The sequence below is a fragment of the Mesorhizobium sp. genome (assembly GCF_024509055.1).
In the GTDB taxonomy this organism is placed as follows: Bacteria; Pseudomonadota; Alphaproteobacteria; order Rhizobiales; family Rhizobiaceae; genus Mesorhizobium.
Genome location: NZ_JANINM010000071.1, coordinates 36,805 through 60,472 on the forward strand (window position 1 = coordinate 36,805; position 23,668 = coordinate 60,472).

General features: G+C 63.5%; 18 protein-coding genes and 1 tRNA gene. 3 read left to right on the forward strand and 16 right to left on the reverse strand.

The window, feature by feature from the left end; genetic code table 11:
- Positions 1-140: 140 nt before the first annotated feature.
- The 6 genes from scpB to Q0L57_RS04320 all read right to left on the reverse strand — a co-directional run bounded on the left by scpB (position 141) and on the right by Q0L57_RS04320 (position 9,490).
- On the reverse strand, positions 141-896 hold the full coding sequence (gene scpB, locus Q0L57_RS04295) for an SMC-Scp complex subunit ScpB (RefSeq protein ID WP_296738601.1): 756 nt from the start codon (positions 894-896) through the stop codon (positions 141-143).
- The gene (locus Q0L57_RS04300; protein ID WP_296738650.1) at positions 893-1,693 is read right to left on the reverse strand and encodes a ScpA family protein; all 801 of its coding nucleotides are present in this window, start codon (positions 1,691-1,693) and stop codon (positions 893-895) included. The genes scpB and Q0L57_RS04300 overlap by 4 nt, the downstream gene beginning before the upstream one ends.
- Positions 1,694-1,755: 62 nt before the next feature.
- Positions 1,756-2,775, reverse strand: a complete 1,020-nt coding sequence (gene nagZ / locus Q0L57_RS04305) for a beta-N-acetylhexosaminidase (RefSeq protein ID WP_296738604.1) — start codon at positions 2,773-2,775, stop codon at positions 1,756-1,758.
- Positions 2,776-2,910: 135 nt separating this feature from the next.
- Positions 2,911-6,351, reverse strand: coding sequence for an SPOR domain-containing protein (locus Q0L57_RS04310; RefSeq protein ID WP_296738606.1), 3,441 nt, complete (start codon positions 6,349-6,351; stop codon positions 2,911-2,913).
- 103 nt (positions 6,352-6,454) lie between these two features.
- Positions 6,455-8,212 (reverse strand): arginine--tRNA ligase, encoded by a 1,758-nt coding sequence (gene argS, locus Q0L57_RS04315; RefSeq protein ID WP_296738609.1) that lies wholly within the window; start codon positions 8,210-8,212, stop codon positions 6,455-6,457.
- 60 nt (positions 8,213-8,272) lie between these two features.
- On the reverse strand, positions 8,273-9,490 hold the full coding sequence (locus Q0L57_RS04320; protein WP_296738611.1) for a deoxyguanosinetriphosphate triphosphohydrolase: 1,218 nt from the start codon (positions 9,488-9,490) through the stop codon (positions 8,273-8,275).
- Positions 9,491-9,560: 70 nt separating this feature from the next.
- Between Q0L57_RS04320 and erpA the strand changes: the two genes are divergently transcribed.
- The 3 genes from erpA (at position 9,561) to Q0L57_RS04335 (ending at position 11,254) form a co-directional block, all read left to right on the forward strand.
- Positions 9,561-9,908 (forward strand): iron-sulfur cluster insertion protein ErpA, encoded by a 348-nt coding sequence (gene erpA, locus Q0L57_RS04325; protein ID WP_296738614.1) that lies wholly within the window; start codon positions 9,561-9,563, stop codon positions 9,906-9,908.
- 172 nt (positions 9,909-10,080) lie between these two features.
- On the forward strand, positions 10,081-10,875 hold the full coding sequence (gene xth / locus Q0L57_RS04330) for an exodeoxyribonuclease III (RefSeq protein ID WP_296738617.1): 795 nt from the start codon (positions 10,081-10,083) through the stop codon (positions 10,873-10,875).
- An 85-nt stretch (positions 10,876-10,960) separates the two neighbouring features.
- Positions 10,961-11,254: a hypothetical protein gene (locus tag Q0L57_RS04335; RefSeq protein WP_296738619.1), complete on the forward strand. Its 294-nt coding sequence runs from the start codon at positions 10,961-10,963 to the stop codon at positions 11,252-11,254.
- A gap of 240 nt (positions 11,255-11,494) precedes the next feature.
- Here Q0L57_RS04335 and Q0L57_RS04340 read toward each other — a convergent pair whose 3' ends face one another.
- From Q0L57_RS04340 to Q0L57_RS04385, 10 genes are all read right to left on the reverse strand, one after another.
- Positions 11,495-12,322 carry a tetratricopeptide repeat protein gene (locus Q0L57_RS04340; protein WP_296738622.1) on the reverse strand — a complete coding sequence of 276 codons (828 nt, stop codon included), beginning with the start codon at positions 12,320-12,322 and terminating at the stop codon, positions 11,495-11,497.
- Positions 12,309-14,033 (reverse strand): dihydroxy-acid dehydratase, encoded by a 1,725-nt coding sequence (ilvD, locus tag Q0L57_RS04345; protein WP_296738624.1) that lies wholly within the window; start codon positions 14,031-14,033, stop codon positions 12,309-12,311. The genes Q0L57_RS04340 and ilvD overlap by 14 nt, the downstream gene beginning before the upstream one ends.
- Positions 14,034-14,326: 293 nt before the next feature.
- The gene (locus Q0L57_RS04350; RefSeq protein WP_296738627.1) at positions 14,327-15,565 is read right to left on the reverse strand and encodes an OmpP1/FadL family transporter; all 1,239 of its coding nucleotides are present in this window, start codon (positions 15,563-15,565) and stop codon (positions 14,327-14,329) included.
- Positions 15,566-15,925: 360 nt separating this feature from the next.
- On the reverse strand, positions 15,926-18,709 hold the full coding sequence (locus Q0L57_RS04355) for a valine--tRNA ligase (protein ID WP_296738629.1): 2,784 nt from the start codon (positions 18,707-18,709) through the stop codon (positions 15,926-15,928).
- Positions 18,710-18,876: 167 nt separating this feature from the next.
- On the reverse strand, positions 18,877-19,104 hold the full coding sequence (locus Q0L57_RS04360) for a hypothetical protein (protein ID WP_296738632.1): 228 nt from the start codon (positions 19,102-19,104) through the stop codon (positions 18,877-18,879).
- 338 nt (positions 19,105-19,442) lie between these two features.
- A complete protein-coding gene (locus tag Q0L57_RS04365; protein WP_296738635.1) occupies positions 19,443-20,249 on the reverse strand; it encodes a PopZ family protein in 807 nt (268 codons plus the stop codon).
- Between the two features lie 308 nt (positions 20,250-20,557).
- The gene (locus Q0L57_RS04370; RefSeq protein WP_296738638.1) at positions 20,558-21,937 is read right to left on the reverse strand and encodes a TolC family outer membrane protein; all 1,380 of its coding nucleotides are present in this window, start codon (positions 21,935-21,937) and stop codon (positions 20,558-20,560) included.
- 186 nt (positions 21,938-22,123) lie between these two features.
- A complete protein-coding gene (locus Q0L57_RS04375; RefSeq protein ID WP_296738640.1) occupies positions 22,124-22,798 on the reverse strand; it encodes a protein-L-isoaspartate O-methyltransferase in 675 nt (224 codons plus the stop codon).
- 104 nt (positions 22,799-22,902) lie between these two features.
- Positions 22,903-22,976 (reverse strand) — tRNA-Cys (locus Q0L57_RS04380).
- Between the two features lie 154 nt (positions 22,977-23,130).
- On the reverse strand, positions 23,131-23,391 hold the full coding sequence (locus tag Q0L57_RS04385) for a hypothetical protein (RefSeq protein WP_296738641.1): 261 nt from the start codon (positions 23,389-23,391) through the stop codon (positions 23,131-23,133).
- Positions 23,392-23,668 lie beyond the last annotated feature (277 nt).

Below are 23,668 nucleotides of genomic sequence, written 5' to 3' on the forward strand. Positions count from 1 at the left end.
GCGTTTTCGCCTTGGGATTCAAACACAACCGCAATGAAGTTGATAAAATGGCTGGCGGATGTCACGCACTTTCGGCTTGACCGCCTTGCTACGAATCCGCGCAGGCGCTGGCTAAGCGCCATTCCTGCTTTGTTTTACGGTCACTCTTCCGTGACGCGCGGGGTGAGCAGGCCGAGTTCCTCGAGGTCGATGTCGGTCAGTTCATCCTCGTCCTCGGCCAGCGCCTCGGGATCGGCCGGCGGCACCGGTATCGAGAAATTCGCCGGCATGCGCGTCGACAACAGCCCCGCGCCCTTCAGCTCGTCCATGCCGGGAAGGTCACGGATCTCTTCCAGCGCGAAATGGTCGAGGAAGGCGTCGGTCGTGCCGTAAGTCACCGGACGGCCCGGCGTCCGCCTCCGGCCCCGCATCCGCACCCATTCGGTTTCCAGGAGCGTGTCCAGCGTGCCTTTCGACGTCTCGACGCCCCTGATGTCTTCGATCTCGGCGCGCGTCACCGGCTGGTGGTAAGCGATGATCGCCAGCACCTCGAGCGCGGCACGCGAAAGCTTCCTCTGCTGGACGGTATCGCGGCTCATCAGGAAAGCCAGGTCGCCTGCGGTGCGGAATGCCCAGGCGTCGCCGACACGCACCAGGTTAACCCCGCGCCTGGCGTAGATTTCCTGCAGATCTGCCATCGCCGCCGGAATGTTGACGCCTTCCGGCAGCCGCGCCGCCAGTTGCTTCTCGCTCACCGGCTCGGCGCTGGCGAAGACGATCGCCTCGGCCATGCGAACGGCTTCCGCCAATTGTAGGCGCTCGGCGGGATTTTCGATGAAACCCTGTTCGGTCGCATCGTCTTCCGGCTGATCCTCGACCTTGAAAGGGATAACGGAAGCGTTGGCGCGTTCGCTCATGATGCCACCTCAACTGCCCTTACCGCTTGCGCGCGCCCGCGCAGATAGATCGGCGCGAAAACCTGGTCCTGCCGCACTTCCAGTTTGCCCTCACGCACCATTTCGAGCGTCGCGGCGAAGGAACTGGCAACCGCCGTCCGCCTTTCCTCCGGAGCCGCCAGATACTCGATCAGGAAGCTGTCGAGCGCTGTCCAGTCGCTGAGCGTCCCGACCAGCTTGGCCAGCACGTCGCGCGCATCCTTCAGCGACCAGACCGCGCGCCTGGCGATGGTCACATTGTTGATCGCCTGCTTCTGGCGCTGTTGGGCGTAGGCGGTCAGAAGATCGTAAAGCGAGGCGGAATAGGTGTTGCGCTTCTCGACGATGACCATTTCGGGCATGCCGCGCGCGAAGACGTCTCGGCCGAGCCGGTTGCGGTTGACCAGCCTTGCCGATGCATCGCGCATCGCCTCCAGCCGTTTCAGGCGGAACTGCAGCACTGCCGCCAGTTCCTCGCCGCTTTCGCCCTCTTCGCCCGGCTGCTTGGGGATCAGCAGCTTCGACTTGAGGAAGGCGAGCCAAGCCGCCATCACCAGATAGTCGGCCGCAAGCTCCAGCCGCAGCGCCCTCACCCTCTCGATGAAGGCCAGGTACTGTTCGGCGAGCGCGAGGATGGAAATGCGCGCCAGATCGACCTTCTGGTTGCGCGCCAGATGCAGCAAGAGGTCGAGCGGACCTTCGAAACCGGCCACGTCGACCACCAGCGACGGATCGCCGGTAAGGCGTGAATCGTCGTTCTCGGCCCACAGACGGTCCATCGGTGCGGCCTTCGCGGCCTTGCTCTCCAATGCCTCCGCCACTTGCCTTTCTTCCCTTCGGTTCAGGCCACCGCTTTGAAATAGGTGGCGAATTCCGCGCGAATCGCGGCTTCCTCGGCGACGTCGCGGCCCTTTATATAGGACAATGCCCGCTCCGCTCTCGCCAGCGACTTGCCTTCGAGCGCTGTCGTGCGCGATGCGATCCCGGACATCTCCTCGAAAACGCCGTTGCAGTGAAGGACGAGATCGCAGCCGGCCGCAAGGATTGCCGCCGCCTTTGTCGGGAAATCCCCAGAAAGTGCCTTCATCGACGTGTCGTCGCTCATCAGGAGACCGTCGAAACCGATTTCGCCGCGGATCACCTCGTTGACGACCCTGGCCGAGGTCGTTGCCGGATGGTCGGGATCGACTGCGCTGTAGACGACATGCGCTGTCATGGCCATCGGCAGGTGGTTTAGCGCCTTGAAGGGAGCGAAATCATGCCGTCGCAATTCGGCGAGCGGCGTATCGACCGTCGGCAGGGCGAAATGCGTGTCGGCCGAAGCGCGGCCATGGCCAGGAATGTGTTTCATGACCGGCAGCACGCCACCAGCGACCAGCCCCTCGGCGGAAGCCCGACCGAGTTCGATGACCGCATCGGGCTCGGCCCCGTAGGCGCGCGCGCCGATGACGTCGCTTGCGCCCTGGACCGGCACGTCGAGCACGGGGAGGCAGTCGGCCGTGATGCCGTAGCGAAGGAGATCGAAGGCATGCAGCCGCGCCATTAGCCAGGCGGCACGGCGCCCCGCCTCACGATCTTCCCGCCAAAGGGCTCCGAGAGCGCCGCCGGCCGGGTAGTTCGGCGCCAGCGGCGGCCGCAGGCGCTGAACCCTGCCGCCTTCCTGGTCGATGAAGACAGGAGCGTCTGGACGATCGACGCTGTCCCGCATCGAGGCGACCAGGTCGCGGATCTGCCCGGGCTCGCCGATATTGCGGGCGAACAGGATGAAGCCCCAAGGGCGCTCTCCGCCGTAGAAGCGGATTTCCTCTGGAGTAAGGGATTTCCCGGCGCAGCCGAGGATCATGGATTTTGATTCGCTCATGAACAGAACCTTAGGGCTTCGAGGAAGCAAAGGGAATCACCCCTGCCCGCCGGTGGCTGGAAGCTGGCGACCGTCCACAACGAAAAGCCGGCGCGACCTTCAGGCGGCGCCGGCTTGAGTGAGAGTCTACCCTGATCAGCGCGACACGAAGCAGTTGCCGCCGGCCGCCTTGTAACTGGTGCAGAGCGCGATCGCGTCGTTACGCGACTGGGCCGGCACGCGAACGCGATAGAAGGTGCCCTTGCCCGCGACTTCAGCCTTGACGATGCTCGCGGTATGGCCGGCAAGCACGCTGCCATAGCGGCGCTGCAGGTCCTGATACGTCGACTGGGCGCTTTCCACGGTCGGCTGCGACGCGATCTGCATCGACCACGAACCACCGCCCGCCGCCGCCGGATCGACGGATGCGACCACCTGGTCGGGCTTGACCTCGCCGACGATGTCGACCGGCTGATCGGACGGACGCGGCGGCGCCACCGGCACCTTCGCAGGCGTGTTGGACGACTGCGCCTTGGCAGCAGGCTTTGCTGGCTTGGCGGCATCGGTCTGGTCGTCGCTGCTCTGATCGGCAGCCTGATCCGCTGTTGGGGCGACGGTTCCGGTCTGCTGGCTATCGGACTGGCCCGCCGGCGCGACATGCTGCGGAGCCGGGTCGGCTGGCTCGGTCGCGGCAACCTTCGGCGCGGCCGGCGCCGGATCCTCGCGCGGGACCAGAGAGCCGTCAGGCTTCACCATCATGGTCTTCACCTTGCGCGGCGCCACGGCGACGACATCGGTATTGGTTCCCTTGTCTGCGTCCTGCAGAACCTGGGCGATGCGGTCTTCCGATTTCGGCGCGGGCGCGGCCGGCTGCGTGGCCTGAGACGTGTTTGCCTGGGCGCTCGCGTCCGGATTGGCCGCCGCATCCGTCCCGGCAGCAGCGCCGGCACCATCAGGCGAAAGATCGACGACGCGGCTCTGCGGCGCCTTGGTGGCCAAGTCGACCGGCTCCTCGGTGTTGGTCACCAATTTCTGCTGCACCGGTTCGGTGGCCTTGGCGCTGCCGCCCTTGGCGACTGCGTCATAGACCTTGTTGTCCTGGTTCGGCACCACGGCACCGCCAGGGTTTTCCGGCTTGACCTTGATCGGTGCGTTGTCGGCCTTGACGATCACCGGCGCTTCGCTGCCGCCTTTGCCGCCGAATGAGAAGGCAAGCGCGCCAAGGCCGCCGGCTACCGCCACGGCGCCGACGAGCGCGGCTATCATCAGGCCACGGCTGCGCGGCTTTGCCGCCTCGCTCTGGGCAAGGCCCGGTATCGCCATCGCCTCATCGAGTTCTGGATCGTAGTCGAGCTGGTCAGCCGCGAATTCGTCCTTTTGGGAGACCGGCCGGCTGCCCGGCAAATCGTGGGCGTCGTAATCGTTCGCGGCGGCATAAGAGGCAGCCGCGGGAGCCGAGGCGGGTGGCTCTGCGCGCGTATCCCGGCGATCGTAGCCCATCTTGAAGCCGGCATTGTAGGAATCGTCTTCGTAGCTGCGGCTCGTCGTCGTCGTCGCCGGCGCGATGTCGGTCGCGTTCATCTCGGTGAGCAGGCTCGAGAACTCCGCGTCGAGATCGTCATAGGCGGGCGCCGCCGGCTGGTCTTCCTCGAAGCTGAGCTCCGGAATGTCGAGGTCGTCGGCGAGCGCCACGACGCGCTCCGGCACATCGACCGTCTCGACGTCGGGCATCTCGTCGTGGTGACGAGACTGCGGCGCCGGCCTGTTGAAGGCCGGCTGATCCACCGCCGGCTCGCTTTGATAAATGGGCGCCGCCGGCATCTGCGGCGCCGCGGGCGCCGGTTGGGTTGGGAACGAAGGCTGCGCCGGGGCTGGCCTGACATAGGCCGAATAATCAACAACCGGCTCGCTCCGGTAGGCTGGCTCTGCAACCGCCTGCGGTGCCGAGGGTGCCTGCGGCGCCGAGGGCGCCGGCTGCGGCGCGAACGAAGCCTGCGCCGGAGCGGCGACCGGAGTCGCGCGGCTCCACGACGGCGCCGGCTCGGCCGGCGTCGAATTCAGCCAGCTCGGCGAATTGGCCGGCCTCGCGGACGACACCTCGGGCGCGGCGACCGCCGCGTGCGTTTCCCGATCCATCTCGATGCCCTTGGCAAAGGCTGCGTCGAAGGCCTCGTCATCGAAATCGATGCTCGGCTCGGGATCGGTCACGGACGGCTCGGCATGAAAATCGTGCCGATCGAGTTCACCCGCGAGCAGATCGTCGAGATCGGTGTCGGCAGCGTGGACCGCCTGCTGGCCCTGCGCGGGACCATGCTCGCCAGCATCCCAATCGCGGGCGGCGGCCGGTTTATGGCTGCCATAGCCGAAGGCAGCCAGTGCGACAGATTGCGGAGCCGGCGCGGCTTCCTTCACGACAGGCATCGGCCGGGCGGTCATCGCGCCGAGCAGCGCGTTGAGTTCGTCTTCCAGGCTCCGCTCGCTGGCGGCCGCGACCGGCTTCGCCGGTTCGACCGCGGCAACCAGCGCTACCGGCGCCGGCACGACTGGCGCGGGCTGGGCGATTGACGGCTGCACTACGGTAACTGGTTCGGGAGCTTCCTTGGCAGGTTCCACGGCCGGAACTTCCGGCTGGTCGGCAAGAGCATCGCGGAAACTGGCTTCGAAGTCATCGCCGAAGGCGTGTTCAGCCTCATCGCCGAAGGCGTGTTCAGCCACATCGACGACCGGCTCGGCTGTTACAACCGGTTCCGGGTGGGCGGCGAACTGCGCCACTTCGACGGCCGGTTCCGGGTCGAGCGGAAGATTATGATGGGGATCGATATCCAGGTCGACGTCGTCCATCGCTTCATCGAAATGGCCGGCGAAGTCCTCGTCCGGGATCGGCTGAGCGGGGGCGGCGTGAGCATGATGGACTTCACCTGCCCTGTCATGTTCGTGACTGTCGAAGGCCAACTCGTCCTCGAGCGATATCTGGACGGCGTTGTCGAAGTCGGTATCGAACGCTGCTTCGCTGGCCGACTGCACGGCCTCGGCGGGATCCTGGCGGGCTACGGCGGTCTCATGGCGGTCAGGCTGGAAATCCTGATCCAGCGACGCAGCCATCTCCTGGTCGATGGGAAGATCGTCTTCGAGCGGCGAGACATCCAGCGAGTTCGCAACCGCCGTGTCGAAATCATCGTCGAACGCGATGTCGGCGGCTGGCTCAGGTGCGCGAGGCGCGGCGAAATGGGCATGATCTGCCGCATCGTCGAAGACGAAGTCCTGTTCGAAGGACGCCGCGAGCTCGTCATCGCTCAATGGAGCACTCGCCGTTTCGAAAGCCGGCTCATGCGCAAGGCGCGGCGCGGCAGCCTGCTGCGCGACCGGCGCCTCTTCCTCGACCGCGTCGAATTCGCCCATCAACTCCTTTTCGAGATCGATGTCGAAATCGTCGTCTCCGACAGCCTGGTTTGCCGACCCTACCTTCTCGACCCCGGGCGCCTGCGGCCTGGCAGGCTGACGCGGATCGAAACCCATGATGCGGGTCAGTTCCGCGAACGGATCATCCTCGGCGATATGGTTGTGGTCGGCTACTTTCAGCTGGGTTCTGTCTGCCATTATTGTTCCCGAACTCGCACACAGTCGGACGCCATGGACGTCGCGCAGGGTTGGCCCTTACCAGCGCAATGTGGGCAAAAGGTGACAGGTTTTTTAGTCAAACCTAACGCATTTCGGTCGGCGCATCGGCCCCTATCAGCGTCAGGCCGGACGTCAAGACATCCGAGACAGCCTGCACCAGCCCTAGTCTGGCATGCGTCAATTGTGGGTCGTTAACCTTAACAAAACGTAAGTCTGGGTTGTCGGTACCCCGGTTCCAGTGTCCGTGGAAGCTGGAAGCCAGATCGTAAAGGTAGAATGCCAGCCTGTGCGGCTCGAGCGCAAGTGCCGCGGATTCGATCAGCCTTGGATATTCAGCCAGCTTCCGGATCAGGCCGATTTCGCCTTCGTCCGTCAGTGACGCGACCGAGGCAGCCAGCCGGTTTCGATCGAAATTTGCCTCGCCCAGTTGCTCGCTCGCCTGCCGGAACACCGAATGGCAGCGCGCCGAGGCGTACTGCACATAGAACACCGGATTGTCCTTGGACTGCTCCGTGACCTTGGCGAAGTCAAAATCGAGCGGCGCGTCGCTCTTGCGATAGAGCATCATGAAGCGGACCGCGTCACGCCCAACTTCCTCGATAACCTCCCGCAGAGTGACGAAATCCCCTGCCCGCTTTGACATCCTGACGGGCTCGCCATCGCGAAACAACTTTACCAGTTGGCAAAGCAAAACCGTGAGCTTGACCCTGTCGCCGGCAACAGCGCGCGCCAGCGCCTCCAGCCGCTTGACATAGCCGCCATGGTCGGCGCCCAGCACATAGATCAGATCGACGAAGCCGCGCTCGACCTTATCCTTGAGATAGGCGACGTCGGCGGCGAAATAGGTGAACGAGCCGTCTGATTTGACCAGTGCCCTATCCATGTCGTCGCCCACCGCTGTTGAGCGGAACAGCGTCTGCTCGCGGTCTTCCCAGTCGTCTGGCTTCTCGCCCTTCGGCGGCGGCAGCTTGCCCTTGTAGATATGGCCCTTCAGCGTCAGGTCGGCGATCGCCGCGCGGATCTTCTTGGCATTGTCGGCATGCAGCGTGCGCTCGGAAAAGAAGACGTCGTGATGGACATTGAGCAGCGCCAGATCCTCGCGGATCATCGCCATCATCGCGTCGACAGTGCGATCCTTGACGATCGCCAACGCCTCCTCTTCGGGCAACGGCAGCAGGTCGCGGCCGAATTCCTTGGCCAACGCCTGGCCAACCGGAACCAGATAGTCGCCAGGATAAAGGCCGGAAGGAATCTCGCCAATGTTGTCGCCGAGCGCCTCGCGATAGCGCAGCATGGCCGAGCGGCCAAGCACGTCGATCTGCGCGCCCGCGTCATTGATGACGTATTCCTTGGTTACGTCGTACCCCGCGAATGCCATCAGGTTCGCGAGCGTGTCGCCGACGACTGCGCCGCGGCAATGGCCGACATGCATCGGGCCGGTCGGGTTGGCCGAGACGTACTCGACATTGGCCTTGCGTCCGCCGCCGATCCTCGAGCGACCATAGTCGCGGCCCGCACCGAGCAGTCCGGCAAGATGCGCCTGCCAGAACCCATCCTTGAGCCTGAGATTGACGAAGCCGGGGCCTGCGATTTCGGCGGAGGCGATATCGCTGTCGGCCCGCAGTGCTTCCGCCAATTTTTCCGCAAGCGCGCGCGGATTCTGGCCGGTTGGCTTTGCAAGCACCATCGCCGCGTTGGTTGCAAGATCGCCATGGCTTGCATCGCGCGGCGGCTCGACCGCGATGCGCGACAGGTCGAGCGCGGCGCCATCCTTGTCTTTCAGGTCGAGGGTTTCGACGGCCTTTACGATCCGCGCGTTGAAATCGGCGAAGATATTCATTGGGTGTGCTCTGGGCTTTAAGAGGCGCCGGCTGCTTGGCCGGCAAAATCGTGGCTCGCCCTAGCTCAAATCCGGCGTATGGTCAAACAGACGCCGATGTTCCTTGAGCGCATAGGTGTCGGTCATGCCGGCCAGGAAATCGGCCACGCTGCGCGCCTTGATGCGATCCTCGGCGCGGTCGAGCCCTTCGCGCCACCCGTCCGGCATGGCGCGCGGGTCGGCGAAATAGACATCGAACAGGTCGCGCACGATCTGTTCGGCGTCGGCGCGCACGCGCATCACTTCCGCATGACGGTAGAGATGCTTGTAGAGGAAGGCCTTCAGTTCCTTTTCGGCCGCCGCCATGCCGGCGGAAAAGCTCACGATCGTCTCGCCGGCCTCTCTCACCGCATCGGCGCTTTCCGGCCTCAAGCGCCCGATATTTGCCGAGGCAGACGCAATGACGTCCTCGACCATCAGCGTGATCTGCCTGCGCATGAGCTCGTGCCCGGTGCGGACATCGTCGAGCTGAGGATAGCGGGCGCGTACGCCCTTGAGTATCGACCCCGGCAACCCAATGTCGTCCAGCATGTCCAGCGTCAGGAAGCCGGCGCGCAGACCGTCGTCGATGTCATGGGTGTTGTAGGCGATGTCGTCGGCGATCGCCGCGCATTGCGCCTCGATGCCGGCGAAGCGGTCGAGCTCGAGGTCGTGCAATTCGGAATAGTCGCGGATCGCCTGCGGCACCGTACCCTTGAGCCCCTTGCCGCTTGCGTCGGTCAGCGGACCATTGTGCTTGACCAGTCCTTCCAGCGTCTCCCAGGTGAGGTTCAGCCCGTCGAACTCGGCATAGCGCCGCTCGAGCCGTGTCACCACGCGTAGCGACTGCGCGTTATGGTCGAAGCCACCCCAGGCGGCCATCTTCTCGTTCAGCGCCTCCTCGCCCGTGTGGCCGAAGGGCGTGTGGCCGAAATCATGCACCAGCGCGACAGCCTCGGCGAGATCCTCGTCGCCGCGCAGCGCCCGCGCCAGGGCGCGGGCAATCTGGGCCACCTCTATCGAATGCGTCAGTCGTGTACGATAGTGATCGCCCTCATGCGCGACGAAGACCTGCGTCTTGTGCTTCAGCCGGCGAAAGGCGGTGGAATGGATGATGCGGTCGCGGTCACGCTGGAACGGCGTGCGCGTCGGACTTTCGGGTTCAGGGAACAGGCGGCCGCGCGACTGCGCCGGATCGCTCGCGTAGACGGCGCGCGGCCGGTAGCCGAATCCGATGTCGCCGAGAGCATCCTTGCCCATTCACCCACCAGTTGACTTGCCCGCGCCCGCTTCATACCTATCATGTGAAACCGAAAGCAAGGTGACGCCGATGGGCGCGGACGCAAAGACTGCCATGAAGGTCGAGATGACCGACGCCGCCGCGAAGCGGATCGCCAGGATCGTTGCCGGCGAAGCTGGCAAGACGGCGCTTCGTGTCTCCGTCGAAGGCGGCGGATGCTCCGGTTTTTCCTACAAGTTCGATCTCGTGGACAGCCGTAACGACGACGATGTCGCGATCGAGAAGGACGGGGCGACGATCCTGATCGACGACCTGTCGCTGGTCTATATGGGCGGCTCGGTGATCGATTTCGTCGACGATCTGATGGGCCAGTCCTTCCAGATCAGGAATCCGAACGCGGTCGCCTCCTGCGGCTGCGGCACCAGCTTCTCCATCTGACTCACGCTATTTTCGAAACCTGCGGGCAGCGCGATACGGCGGACACGGGTATCGGTCTCGTCAAGCCTGTGCGCGCTTGGTGCCTTCTGGCAGGAGAAGTTTGAGGTGGCCTATCTAAAGGCCCCCGCAGGCAATACGATCAGCCTCAGTCCGGAATCGCATTGAGGCCGAAATGAAGATCGTTACCTGGAACATCAACGGCGTTCGCGCCCGCATCGGCAACCTCACTCACTGGCTGACCGAGAGCGCGCCGGACATCGTTTGCCTGCAGGAGATCAAGTCGGTCGACGAACTGTTCCCGCGCGCCGAGATCGAGGCGCTGGGCTACAATGTCGAGACCAACGGCCAGAAGAGCTTCAACGGCGTCGCCATCCTGTCGAAGCTGCGCTTCGACGAGGTCAATCGCGGCCTGCCGGGCGACGATGAGGACGACCACGCGCGCTTCATCGAGGGCGTGTTCTCGACCGGCAAGGGCGCCCTCCGCGTCGTCTCGCTCTATCTGCCCAACGGCAACCCGGTCGATGACGAGCGGAAGTTTTCCTACAAGCTGTCATGGATGGCGAGACTTGAGCGCTGGGCGCAAGAACGCTTGCGGCTCGAGGAAGCGCTGGTGCTGGCCGGCGACTACAACGTCATTCCCGAGCTCGCCGACGCCAGGTTCCCCGAGAACTGGCTCGGCGACGCGCTGTTCCAGCCGCAGACCCGACAAGCCTTCCGCCGGCTGAAGAACCTCGGCTTCACCGAAGCCGTGCGCGCGGTCTCGGATTCGCCTGATGTCTATACCTTCTGGGACTATCAGGCCGGCGCCTGGCAGAAGAACAACGGCATTCGCATCGACCACCTGCTGTTGTCGCCGGAGGCCGCCAACCGCTTTGCCTCGGCCTCGGTCGAAAAGCATGTGCGGGCCTGGGAGAAACCGTCCGACCACGTGCCGGTGGCGATAGAACTCGATCTGCAGCCGGCCTGAGTCCGGATCGCGTCGCAGCCCTCGCCGAACCGTTTTGTCGCCACAAATCGCGCCTTTGATACGAACCGTCGTAATGGGGGGTGACATGAAAATGCGATTTGCTCTTGGCGCGATGGGCGCCGCTATCGCCGTCGCCACGCCCGCGCCGGTGCTTGCCGCCCAGGCCTGTCTTGCCAACGGCAATTCCTACAAGCTCGGTGAACAGGCTTGCCTGACGCTTCCCAGCCAAAGCCACCTCGCTCGCTGCGAGATGGTTCTCAACAACACTTCCTGGACGACAGTCAAGGACGAGTGCCCCGGCGAGGCGCCGAAACCGCGCCCGACATCGGTCGTCACCCCGACGCCCGATAAAACACCGACCGAGCCGACCGCCAACTGAGACTTGAGGGGATAATCTCCCCTCTTGAGGCGGATGGCCGCGAAGCAGCGGCCGGGGGGCACTAGAGCAATTCCAGGAAAAGTGTGAAACGGTTTTCCGTCCGGAATTGCGTAGAAACAAAGAGATAGAGCGTTTCGCCGTTTCCATGAAACGGTGAAATGCTCTAGCCTCGGACCGGCGAAACGTGCTTCGGGGGCCCTGCGCGAAGCCCCCTCCTGCAAGCTGGAAATCAGCAGCGGCTTACTGGTCGCCGTTATTGCCTTTGGTCAGGATGTCGTCGGCGAGCGAGATCGCGGTACGGCGGTCGGCTTCGCCGGCTGCCGCGAAGGCCTCTTCCTGCATGGTGCGGATCCAGGGCTGGTCGGCCGCCGGAGCGCGTTGCAGCGCGGCCGTCATCATTGCCAGGCCGCGCACGATCTTGCCGCTCTGGAACAGGAGGTTGCCGAGCGTCGCCTGCGCGCCGGCATGACCCTTCTCCGCCGCAAGCTGCAGCCAGCGGCCGGCCTGCTTGACGCTGGCCTTCACGCCGCCCTCGCCCTTCAGGAACATCTGGCCGATCTCGAACTGGGCGTTCGGATTGCGGTAGTTGGCGGCGGCACGCATATAATATTCCTGCGCCGCGACATCGTTCTCCGTCACCGGGCTGCCTGGAATGCCTTTGCGAAGGTAATCGCCGAGCGCCACCAGCGCATCCGACACATAGCTTTCCTCCGGCGAACCGGGTTCGACATCCTGGTCGACGATCTCGGAGAAGAATTTGAACGCGGCATAGTCGTCGCGCGCCACGCCGTCGCCTTCGGCATACATGCGCGCAAGTTTCCAGGTCGCGCCGATCTGACCGTTCTCGGCGGCGTATTTATAGGCTTCGACCGCCTGTTCCTTATGGCCGTTCTTGTAGGCCGAAAAGCCGAACTGGAACACCGCCCACGGGCTGGACTGCGGCTTCACGCCGGTCTTGTCGTCGAACACCTTGTCGTCGAAGGCCATGGCCTGCCCGACGGCGCCCAAGGTCGCGATCGCGACCAGTGCCGGCAAGACAAACGACCTCAACACCTCAGATGTCCGCATAACAGTGCGTTTCTCTGGCAGCGCCCGGATGGGTGACCGCGCCATCGCGGGCCGACCCTACGGTCTGTGCGTATTTCCAGATCGCGCCAGACTGATAGTCCGTCTCGCGCGCCTTCCAGTCCTTTGCCCGGGCGGCCAATTCGGCGTCCGATAGCGCCACCTCGATTGTGCCGTTCACGGCGTCGATCGAGATCATGTCCCCATCCTTGATCAGCCCGATCGGTCCGCCCACCGCGGCCTCCGGCCCGACATGGCCGATGCAGAAGCCGCGCGTGGCGCCCGAGAAGCGGCCGTCGGTGATCAGCGCCACCTTGCCGCCCATGCCCTGGCCATAGAGCGCCGCCGTCGTCGACAGCATCTCACGCATCCCCGGACCGCCGCGCGGCCCCTCGTAGCGGATGACGAGAACCTCGCCTTCCTGGTAATTGCGCTGCGTGACCGCTTCGAAACACTCCTCTTCCGAATCGAAGCAGCGCGCCGGTCCTGAGAATTTCAGCTCCGACATGCCGGCGACCTTCACGATCGCGCCTTCGGGGGCAAGGTTGCCCCTCAAGCCGACAACGCCGCCCGTGCTGGTAATCGGCCGGTTGGCGGGACGGACCACGTCCTGGCTGTCATTCCAGGCAACGTGCTCCATGTTTTCGGCCAAAGTGCGGCCAGTCACGGTGAGGCAGTCGCCGTGCAGATAACCGTGATCGAGCAGCGTCTTCATCAAGAGCGGAATGCCGCCGGCCTCGAACATATCCTTGGCGACATATTTGCCGCCGGGCTTGAGGTCGGCGATGTAGGGCGTCTTCTCGAAGATCGCCGCCACGTCGAAAAGGTCGAACTTGATCCCGGCCTCATGCGCGATCGCCGGAAGGTGCAGCGCGGCGTTGGTCGAGCCGCCGGTGGCCGAAACCACGGTCGCAGCGTTCTCCAGCGCCTTGCGGGTCACGATATCGCGCGGCCGGATGTTCTTGGCGATCAGTTCCATGACCTTCTCGCCGGACGCGAAGTTGAAGCGGTCGCGCATCTCGTAGGGCGCCGGCGCGCCGCAGGAATAAGGCAGCGCCAGGCCGATCGCCTCGGCGACCGTCGCCATGGTGTTGGCGGTGAACTGGGCGCCACAAGATCCGGCCGAAGGACACGCCGCCTGTTCGATTTCCAGCAACTCGGCATCGCCGATCGTACCGACCGAATGCTGGCCGACGGCCTCGAACACGTCCTGCACGGTGATCTGCCGACCGCGATAGCTGCCAGGCAGGATCGAACCGCCATAGATGAAGACCGACGGCACGTTGAGGCGCACCATCGCCATCATCATGCCGGGCAGCGACTTGTCACAGCCGGCAAGCCCGACCAGCGCGTCGTAGCAATGGCCGCGCATGGTGAGTTCGACCGAATCGGCGATGACCTCGCGCGACACCAGTGACGACTTCATGCCCTGGTGGCCCATGGCGATGCCGTCGGTGACGGTGATGGTGCAGAATTCGCGCGGCGTGCCGTTGGCGGCGGCCACGCCCTTCTTCACCACCTGCGCCTGGCGCATCAGCGAGATGTTGCAGGGCGCCGCCTCGTTCCAGCAGCTGGCAACGCCGACCAGCGGCTGCGCGATCTCGGCCGCCGAAAGTCCCATGGCATAGAGGTAGGAGCGATGCGGCGCCCGCGCCGGACCAACGGTCACGTAGCGGCTCGGCAACTTGGCCTTGGAGATAACCTTGGCGTCCATACTCGTCCTTGCCGCACACCCCGCGGCCTGCCCATCGCCGAGCCACCCCCGGCACGCTTCCTGGCACCTAACCGAGGTGCTCCGGGTTTATGGCGGGAAATGGGCAGTCCCCTCGACCTGATCTTTAGCGCAGGGGTTGTTCATAAACTGTTGCCAAAACGTCACAATCGCATAGGGCGCTAATTGTGCAGCGAATCTGCAACATTGCCCGATCGGGTGGAGTCGGGAGCCCCATAGGTCAAAGAAAAAAGGCCGAGCATTGCTCGGCCTTTTTTCTTTGAATTTTCAAAGTCTTAGAATGTGATCTTCAGACCGCCCGAAATTGCGGTGACCAGATCGTTGCCGAAATCGTAGCTGGCATCCGTGCCTGCCAGATAGCCGTTCTCACCAGCCACGATCCCGGAATGGCCGCTGGTCATCACGCCGATCGCGCCAGCAAGACGAAGTTCGATGTTTGGCCGGGGCGTATAGGCCACCCCACCGCCCACCGTCCACGTATCGGTCTGCGAGCCATAACCGTGCGAGGTGCCGCGATCCCATGAAAGCTGAGCGGCGGCACTCCATTCTTCGTTGAACTTGTGGCCGATGCCGCCGGTCACTGTCCAGCCGTCACGGTACATCAGATCGAGCGAGGTCAGCTGAGCAGAATGAGCCTTATCACCCGTGACGCACAATGCAGCGGGGGTACCGACCGCGCAGATTGGCACGCTCTGCAGAACACTCCAGTCGACCCACTTGATCGAGCCGAAAGCGAGCCATCCCGGCGCAATGCCCGACTGGAGCTTCAATTCCACCACATCCGGCATGTACTGGGTCGAGCCGTAGATCGGGATCACACCCTCGCCAACATTCGTCAGGTCCAACGTGCCCGAAATGTTATCGAGCTTGACCTTCGAATTGTAGACAAGGCTCGCGCGCAAGGCGATCTCAGGGATTTCATAAGCAATGCCGGCGCGCCAGCCCCAGCCGCTGCTCGACAGATCAACCCGGCCGGTACCGCCGAAATCCGGCACTAGGGGCGACACCAGGCTTTCCTTGAAGCCGTAGACCTTCTGGTAGAATACGCCGCCGATAAAGCGAAGCTGGCCTTTGCCGGCATCCATCTTGTAAGAGCAGGTACCGGCGTAGTTGTCGCTCTTGATGTTGGTTTCGATGTTGGAGAACGCGCCGTTCCAGATGCCTGGCGCAACATGTGCGCCCCAAGGCTGGGAATAATCGACCATACAGTCGACGCCCTGAACGATCTGGGCCTTGGCGCCAATGCGCGGCACCCAATAGTCCTCTGCCCCCTTGGCCGTTGTGCCGTAGCCTAGGTTGAAGCCTCCCGGACCAAGCGCATTCTTGTACTTACGGTCCGGCATCACATAGGTTGCTTCCGCTTCGGTCGCGACCGGTGCCGGATCGAACAGCAGGTCGATGTCGTAGCCGCCGCGCTCCAGGCCACCGGCATGGGCCGGATGCATCGCAGCTCCGATCAAGGCGAGAGAAAAGCACCCTGCCCCCAGCAGTGCCTTCAGACGCAAAATGTTCATGGAATCCCTCCCCGAATACTAAGTGGTCCAAGCTAGAACCAATTCGGGTTAACGGCGCAACAACGAATTCAAAAACTGTACATGTACATCTTGACAGCACGTAATTTCGCCACGGTGACAGTCCTCTCAATTGAGCCTTAAATCGGCTCAAACGGCGTCGAACGGTGCAAAACGGCTACAAAAATCATCCAAAACAGCACAAAAACAGCCGATTTTTGGGTAAACAGGCCCCATTGTTACATTACGGCAACAATGGGGCGCAAAGTTTCCGTTTACGTCAAAATTAACGTAGCGGCATGCCTATTTTCGAGGCAGCTAACGTACCGGAAAGCGCCGTTTGACGGGTGCGAATCTTGGCGCTCAACCGGCGTCCCGCACCCTTTTGAGGGCGACCGAAAGCTTCTCCTGCGCCTCGCGATATTCCGCCAGTTTTTCGCGCTCGGCCTCGACCACTTCTTCCGGAGCGTTGGCGACGAATTTCTCGTTCGAAAGTTTCTTGTGCAGGCGGGCGATCTCCTCGGTCACCTTGGCCAGTTCCTTTTGCAGGCGCGCGGCTTCGGCCTGGAGATCTATCAGGCTGCCGAGCGGCAGGCAGACGGTCGCCTCGTTGACCACGATCTGCGCCGAACCCTTGGGCGGCGTGTCGCCGAGCGCGATGTCGCCCACCCGCGCCAGCCGCATGATGGCCTGGGTATGGCGCTCCAGCCGCTCCTTGGTCAGCGCGTTGGCGCCGATCACCACCAGCGGCGCAATCGCCGCCGGCGGCACGTTCATTTCCGAGCGCACCGAACGGATGCCCGAAACGAGATCGACCAGCCAGTTGATGTCGGCCGCAGCATCCTCGTCCTCGAAGTCGGGCGACGGCCAGGCGGCGTGGCAAAGCAGCGAGGAGCGCTCCTTGCCCTCGCCCGCGGTCTGCGCCCACAGCTCTTCCGTCATGAACGGCATCATCGGATGCAACAGCTTGTAGATCTCGTCGAGCACGAAGGCCACGCACGCCCGGCTCTCGGCCTTGGCCGCCTCATCGGTGCCCATGAACACCGGCTTCAGAAGCTCGAGATACCAGTCGCAAAACAGGTTCCAGACAAAGCGGTATGCGGCTCCCGCCGCTTCGTTGAAGCGATAGGCTGTGATGCCCTCGGTGATAGCGCGCGCCGCCCGCGTCAGTTCCGTCAGGATCCACCGGTTAACCGCTAGCTTTGCGTCTCGCAGCCAGAAGTCGTCATTGCGCGCCACCTCGTTCATCTCTGCGAAGCGCGTTGCGTTCCAGAGCTTGGTGCCGAAATTTCGATAGCCGGCAATGCGCGCCGGATCGAGCTTCACGTCGCGTCCCTGCGCCGCCATGACCGTCAGCGTGAAGCGCAACGCGTCGGCGCCATACTCGTCGATCAGATTGAGCGGGTCGATGACGTTGCCTTTCGACTTCGACATCTTCTGCCCGTTCTTGTCGCGCACCAGCGCATGCACATAGACCGTGTGGAACGGCTCCTTGTCCATGAAGTGCAGCCCCATCATCATCATGCGGGCGACCCAGAAGAAGATGATGTCGAAGCCTGTCACCAGGACGTCGGTCGGATAGTAGGTCTTGAGCTCTGGCGTATGGTCGGGCCAGCCGAGTGTCGAGAACGGCCACAACGCCGAGGAGAACCAGGTGTCGAGCACGTCCTCGTCGCGCGTCAGGATATCACCCGGCTGGAAGTTCTCGAGCTTGTCCTCGACCCAGGCTTTCCAGGGCCCCTCCAGCGCCAGGTAGTACTCGACGGCGGCGGCCAACGCCTCCTCCTCAGTCTTCTCGACGAAGACGCGCCCGTCCGGTCCATACCAGGCCGGTATCTGGTGGCCCCACCACAACTGGCGCGAGATGCACCAGGGTTGGATATTCTCCATCCAGTCGAAATAAGTTTTCTCCCAGTTCTTCGGCACGAAGTTCGTGCGGCCCTCGCGCACGGAAGCCATAGCTGGCTTGGCGAGCTCGGCTGCGTTGACGTACCACTGGTCGGTGAGGAACGGCTCGATCGGCACGCCGCCGCGGTCGCCATGCGGCACGGCATGGCGGTGTGGCTCGACCTTCTCCAGGAAGCCGCCCGCCTCCATCAGCTCGACGATCTTCTTGCGTGCCGCGAAGCGGTCGAGCCCATCGAGTTCGTCCCACACGGCCTGGCGCTCCGGCGTGACCTCGAGGCCGGCGAGGAAATCCTCGTTGTCCTTGAGCTTTACGGCGGCTTCGACGGTCAGGATGTTGATCGCCGGCAGCTTGTGGCGCTTGCCGACCTCGAAATCGTTGAAGTCGTGCGCCGGGGTGATCTTGACCGCGCCGGATCCTTTTTCCGGATCCGAGTATTCATCGGCGACAATCGGTATCTTGCGGCCAACGATCGGCAAGACGACGTTCTTGCCCACCAGATCCTTGAACCGCTCGTCGTCCGGGTGCACGGCCACCGCCGTGTCGCCGAGCATGGTCTCTGGCCGCGTCGTCGCAACCGTGATGAACGTCTTCGGGTTCTGGGGATCGAAAGTCACATCTTCGATCGGGTAGCGGAAGTGCCAGAGATTGCCGTTGACCTCGTGCTGCTCGACCTCGAGATCGGAAATGGCGGTCAGCAGCTTGGGATCCCAGTTCACAAGGCGCTTGTCCTTGTAGATCAGCCCTTCCTTGTAGAGCGTGACGAAGACTTCCAGCACCGCCTTCGACAGGCCTTCGTCCATGGTGAAGCGCTCGCGCGACCAGTCGGCCGAGGCGCCGAGGCGCTTCAGCTGGTTGAGGATCGAGCCGCCGGATTCGGCCTTCCACTCCCACACATTTTCGACGAACTCCTCGCGTGTGAGGTCGCGGCGGTGAATCTGCCTTTCCATGAGCTGGCGCTCGACCACCATCTGGGTGGCGATGCCGGCGTGATCCATGCCAGGCTGCCACAGAACATTCTTGCCGCGCATGCGCTCGAAGCGCACGAGAATGTCCTGCAGCGTGTTGTTGAGCGCATGGCCCATATGCAGCGAGCCAGTGACGTTCGGTGGCGGGATCACCACGGTGAAGGCTTCCGCCCCTTCCTCCGCGCCCGCGCCGGCGCGAAAGGCGTCGGCCTCTTCCCAGATTTTGGCGATCTTCGGCTCGACGGTTTTGGCGTCGTAGGTCTTTTCAAGCATGGAGGAAGTCCGAACTGTCGGGAATTGATCCCACCGGTGTAAATCGGAAGGGCTTGGTCGAGTCAACCGCGGGCGGAGGAGACGCTCGCCGCAGTCTATAGATAGGCTGCTCGCGGCAAGCGGCAATCGGCGCCATTGGTGGAACTGCCGTCGTGCCGGCGCGGCATTCAGGCGATGGCGACGGCGGCAGTCGGGCGGCGTGTGCCGAGTGTCAGGGTGATGGCCAGCGCGACGCAGGAACAGGCTATCGCCAGCAGCAGAAGCGCCTTGCTGCCGGAATGCACCAGCAGCCCCGCCATGAGCGGCGGAGACGTCGCCGAGATCAGATTGAGCGGCAAGGCAGGGCGCGAGGCAGCCTGTGTGTAATCAGCCTTGTCGCAGAGGGCCAAGGGCATCGTCTCGCGCGCCACGGACGGATATGCCGGCAAAGACAGCCGAGACGCTCATGTGAAGATCGGCGGCCATCCGGCTGCCCACGACAGCAGGAAGGCCGAGCGTGCCCCAAGCAATGACCTGGCCCACCGCGAGGACGATCATGACGCGGAGGAGGTTCCTGTCGAATGTAGGGGTGGGCATCACGTGGCCGGCCGTCGAGAGAGCCCGTTTGCCCAGAGCCCCGTCATGTCGCCTTGATGACGGGCGCTGACCGGGTACACCGCGATACGGTTGCACCCTCCTCCAAACAAAGGCACCGCCCCAAGGCAGCGACTTCATCACGAATTTTCGGGCAGGATCACTGCGCGCCGCGCGCCACGCGCTCGATTTCCTCGCGAACCAGCCGCTCGACGAGGGTGGGCAGGTTGTTGTCGAGCCAATCCTGCAGCATGGGCCGCAGCATCTCCTCGGCCATCTCGTCGAAGGTCTTCTTGCTGCGGCTGGCGAAGGCGTCGGAAAGCTCGCCGAACGACGCCGCGACCTGTCGTCCCGCATGCTCGGAGAGAATTGCCGGGCGGGCCGGCGGCGTTTCCGCTAACGGCGGACGGACGACGCTCGGCTGCTCTGCCTCGATCTTGGCGACCGGTGCATCCGTCAGGTCGTCCTCGTCGATCTCGATGTCCTTCTCGATCTCGACTTTCGGGGTGGCGTCGGGCACGCGCGGCGCCACCTTCGCGGTGACGGTTCCGCCACCGGCAGCCGCGATTTCGCGACGCCAATCGGCGACAATGGTTTCCGCGGTCTGCGACCCGCTCACCGCGCGGTCCTGTACCGCCGGCCCCACCAGGTCGGCGGTGACCCTTGCTCCGACTTCCGCCAGGGTCCGTGGCGCGGGCGCCGGCCTGATCGGCTCTATTCGGGTTGCGGTGCGACCGGCCTCCGGGTCTGCCGCCACGAGTTGGGCCTGGACCTCGGCAAGGCTCACCGGCTTCACGGGCGAAGTTTCGGCGTGCAATTCGGAACGGAACGCATCGACCTCGGCTGCAGGAGCCACGGCGGAGGTGGGCTGGACGTCCTGGCGCAGTTCACCAGCGTCGGCGGGCTGCTTGCGGCCGGTGTCGCTGTCTTCGATGATCCTCCGGATGGAAGCCAGAATCTCTTCCATGGAAGGTTCGCGCTGTGCGCTGCTAGCCGTCGCCATCGTCACATCCGCCGCCCTTGTGACCCATTGCAGATTATAGCTCCGCTCACCGGAACTCGAATCAATGTCGACAGCGTAAACGACCGATCGCCGTCCGAGAATCCCCAATCTGGGGACATGTTGGGTTTCAACAGATTAGAGCGATTCGGTGAACGGCGTGAAACGGTCTCCGTCCCCGACCGCTGCAAGGACCCGACCGCCGACCACCCCGTGGAAAAGCAAAACGCCGCGCATTCATCCGATGCGCGGCGCTTCCTGCAATTCTGAAGAAATCAGCGGCCGTCCGGCGTGGTGATCCCGAACCACTTGTCCTTGACGGCGTTGTAGTGCTCTTCCGGCTTGTACTTGGTGACCGGCAGGCCGAGCCGTTCGACCGACAGGCGACCCATTGCCGACAGGATTGCATAGCTCGCAACCACGACGTCGTGCTCCGAGCCTGCCTGATTGATCTTGGCCGTGATAACGGCGGCCTGGGCGTTGAGCACGTCCAGCGTCGTGCGCTGGCCGACATTGCGCTCCTCGATGACGCCGTTGAGCGCCAATTGCGCGGCGGCAATCACTTGCTTGTTGGCGTCCACGTTCTCGCGGGCCGCGGTATATTGCGTCCACGCCGACGCCACCGCCTGCCGGACCTGATCGCGGCTGACATCGACCTGGATGCGAGCCTCGCTCAGAGATTCCTTGTTCTGGCGCACCACCGCCATCGTGCGGCCGCCCGAATAAATCGGAATGGTCAGCGTGGCGCCGATGTTGGCGGAAGTCGACGTGCCGTTGGTGCCCTTCAGATCGGGAACCGAGTGGGTGTAGGCATCCGAAATACCAGCCGAAGCCGTGACCTGCGGCAGCAACGCGCCTTCCGACGACTTCACCACGAACGCGGCGGCGTCCACGAGATGCTGCGTGGCGAGGATGGCGGGATGCTCGACGGCCGCGATCGTAAACGCCGTAGCGAGACCTGAAGGCAACAGCTTCGCCAACGGCGCCGCCCCCTTTAGCTTGCCGGGCTCCTCGCCGATGATCTGATGGTAGGTGGCGGCGCTAGCCAGCGCCGTCGCGCGGGCGGAGGCCAATTGCGCCACCGCGGTGGCGCGCGAGGCATCGGCCTGCGCGACGTCAGTGCGGGTGCCTTCGCCAACCTCGAAACGCGATCTCGCCGCGCGTGCCTGCTCGGTCAGGAACTGCAGGTTCTGTTCGGTCAGCGCCGCGATCTGGCGATCGCGAATCACATCCATGTAAGCGCTTGCCGCGTTGAACAGGATGTTTTCCTCGGTGTTGCGCAGGCTCTCGACCGAAGCCTTCACCTGCGATTCGGCGGCCGCAACGTTGTTCTTGGTCTGAAACCCGTCGAACAGCGTCTGGTTGATCTGGATGCCGAAGTTGCCGGTCGTGGTGTTGGTGCTGAAACCGCTCGCATGCGTGCTCGTGTAGTCGATGCTGCTCGAGCCGGTAACGGTAGGACGCCAGCCAGACTTGGCGATCGCGACGCCTTCGTCGGTGACACGTGTACCGGCCCGTGCCGCGTTCAGCTGCGAATTGTATTGATAGGCCTTTGCAAGCGCACCCGTGATCGTTTCGGCGGAAGCAGCCAGCGGCGAAAGCGCCGTGGCGGAAACGAGGATCGCTAGTGAGACGCTTTTGCGTACGGATGGCACGTTATTTCCCTCATTCGTTTGCATGGGAACCACGCCGCGCCAGCCCACCCTTGCGGATAAGCCTGCGCCGCGTTGTTTATCGTTCCCCCGCTGACAGCCTTCCGGAGACGCCGGATCAAGCAATCAGCAACGATTGTTTAAGGCGCAAGCGATCACGACAACGCCTTCGCCGCAAGGCAAAATCGCTCAGAATTCAAATGCGTGGGTACGTTCGAAGCCCGGTAGTGGCTTAATTGCCGCATTAAAGGCCCGTCTTCCGGTTACAACCCCGCCCGCCTTGAAAAATACGCGGGCCACGCCGGAATTGCCCTGTCCTTCGACTACGACCAGCCGGCCGTCCTCGGCGAGCTGGTCGAGCAACGCCGCCGGCACCTCTTCGACGCTGCCGCCGATGAAGATGACATTATACGGCGCCTTGGCGGCATGACCTTGCGCCAGCGGCCCGATCGCCACCGTCACGTTCTGGCAACCCAATGTCGAGAGCGTTGACTTCGCGGCTTCCGCGAGCGCCGCATCGCTTTCCAGCGCAACGACCGAACGCGCAAGCTTTGACAACAGCGCCGCCGAATAGCCCGTGCCGCAACCGACGTCGAGCGCCGAATCACCGGCGTCGATCTCAGCCAGTTGCAGCAGCTTGGCGAGCGGCGACGGCTCCATCAGGTAACGCGCGCCGCTGCCGTTGGCGCCGTCCGAAATGCGGATATCTTCGTCGATGTAAGCGAGGTCGCGCGGCGCAGCGCCGACAAAAGCCTCGCGCGGGATCGCCAGCATTGCTTCGATGAGCGGCGCGCTGGTCACGTCGGTGGTGCGAATCTGGCCATCGACCATCTTCACGCGGCGTTCGGAGAAATCAGCGTTCATGTCCCAACCAACCCGCTTTCCGCGCCAATCCATGCCCGCGCCAAGACGCGGTTCAAATTCGACCGGAACTCCGCCCCGGCGCGATCGCGCCTGAGCCCGGGGATTGGAGGCCTCGCCCGGAATCGAACCGGGATGCAAGGATTTGCAGTCCTCTGCGTAACCATTCCGCCACGAGGCCTCGTATGCTCCCGGCGTTCCGAGCGAACTCATTATGTTGGTGGTGAAGGGTCGTCAAGCGCCGCTGCGTCACTCCAGGCGCTTTCAACATTTGGTTCAATGCGCTGCTGCAAATCGCCCGTGAGCCAAGCGCAACCTGCGAACGGGATGCCGGACTAGTCCGATCGCCGCCTGCGTTCCCACCAGACGACGAAGCGCCGCCGGTGGCGGCGTACCAGCGCGAATTCATAGGACAACACCAGGAGCCCCAGTGGAATCATCCAGAAGCCCAGGATCGGCAGGAAGCCGAGAATCCCGCCGATTGCGAGCGCTATCCCGATCGTTATCCTCAGCCCCCTCGAGCGCGGCATTTGGAATTCGCGGCCGAAAACCGTGATTTTCCGTGCCGGTGCGCGGTCGTCATTGACTGCCGTCATAGCGAAACCAGATCCCATCCGCGGCGCCGAAACCCTCTGACCCAACGAGAACGAGCCGCCGCCTTTGTTTCGAGCCTGTGTGAAACCGCTCATATGTGGGCATCCCCAAACGATGCCACAAATGGCCGCACGAAAAACTGGAGAAAATTTCGAAATGCTTCTTTGCAAAGCCGAAATGGGTTTGCTATAGGCAGCGCCACTTACACAAGAGCATCTGTTCCCCGGTAGCTCAGTGGTAGAGCAACCGGCTGTTAACCGGTTGGTCGCTGGTTCGAAT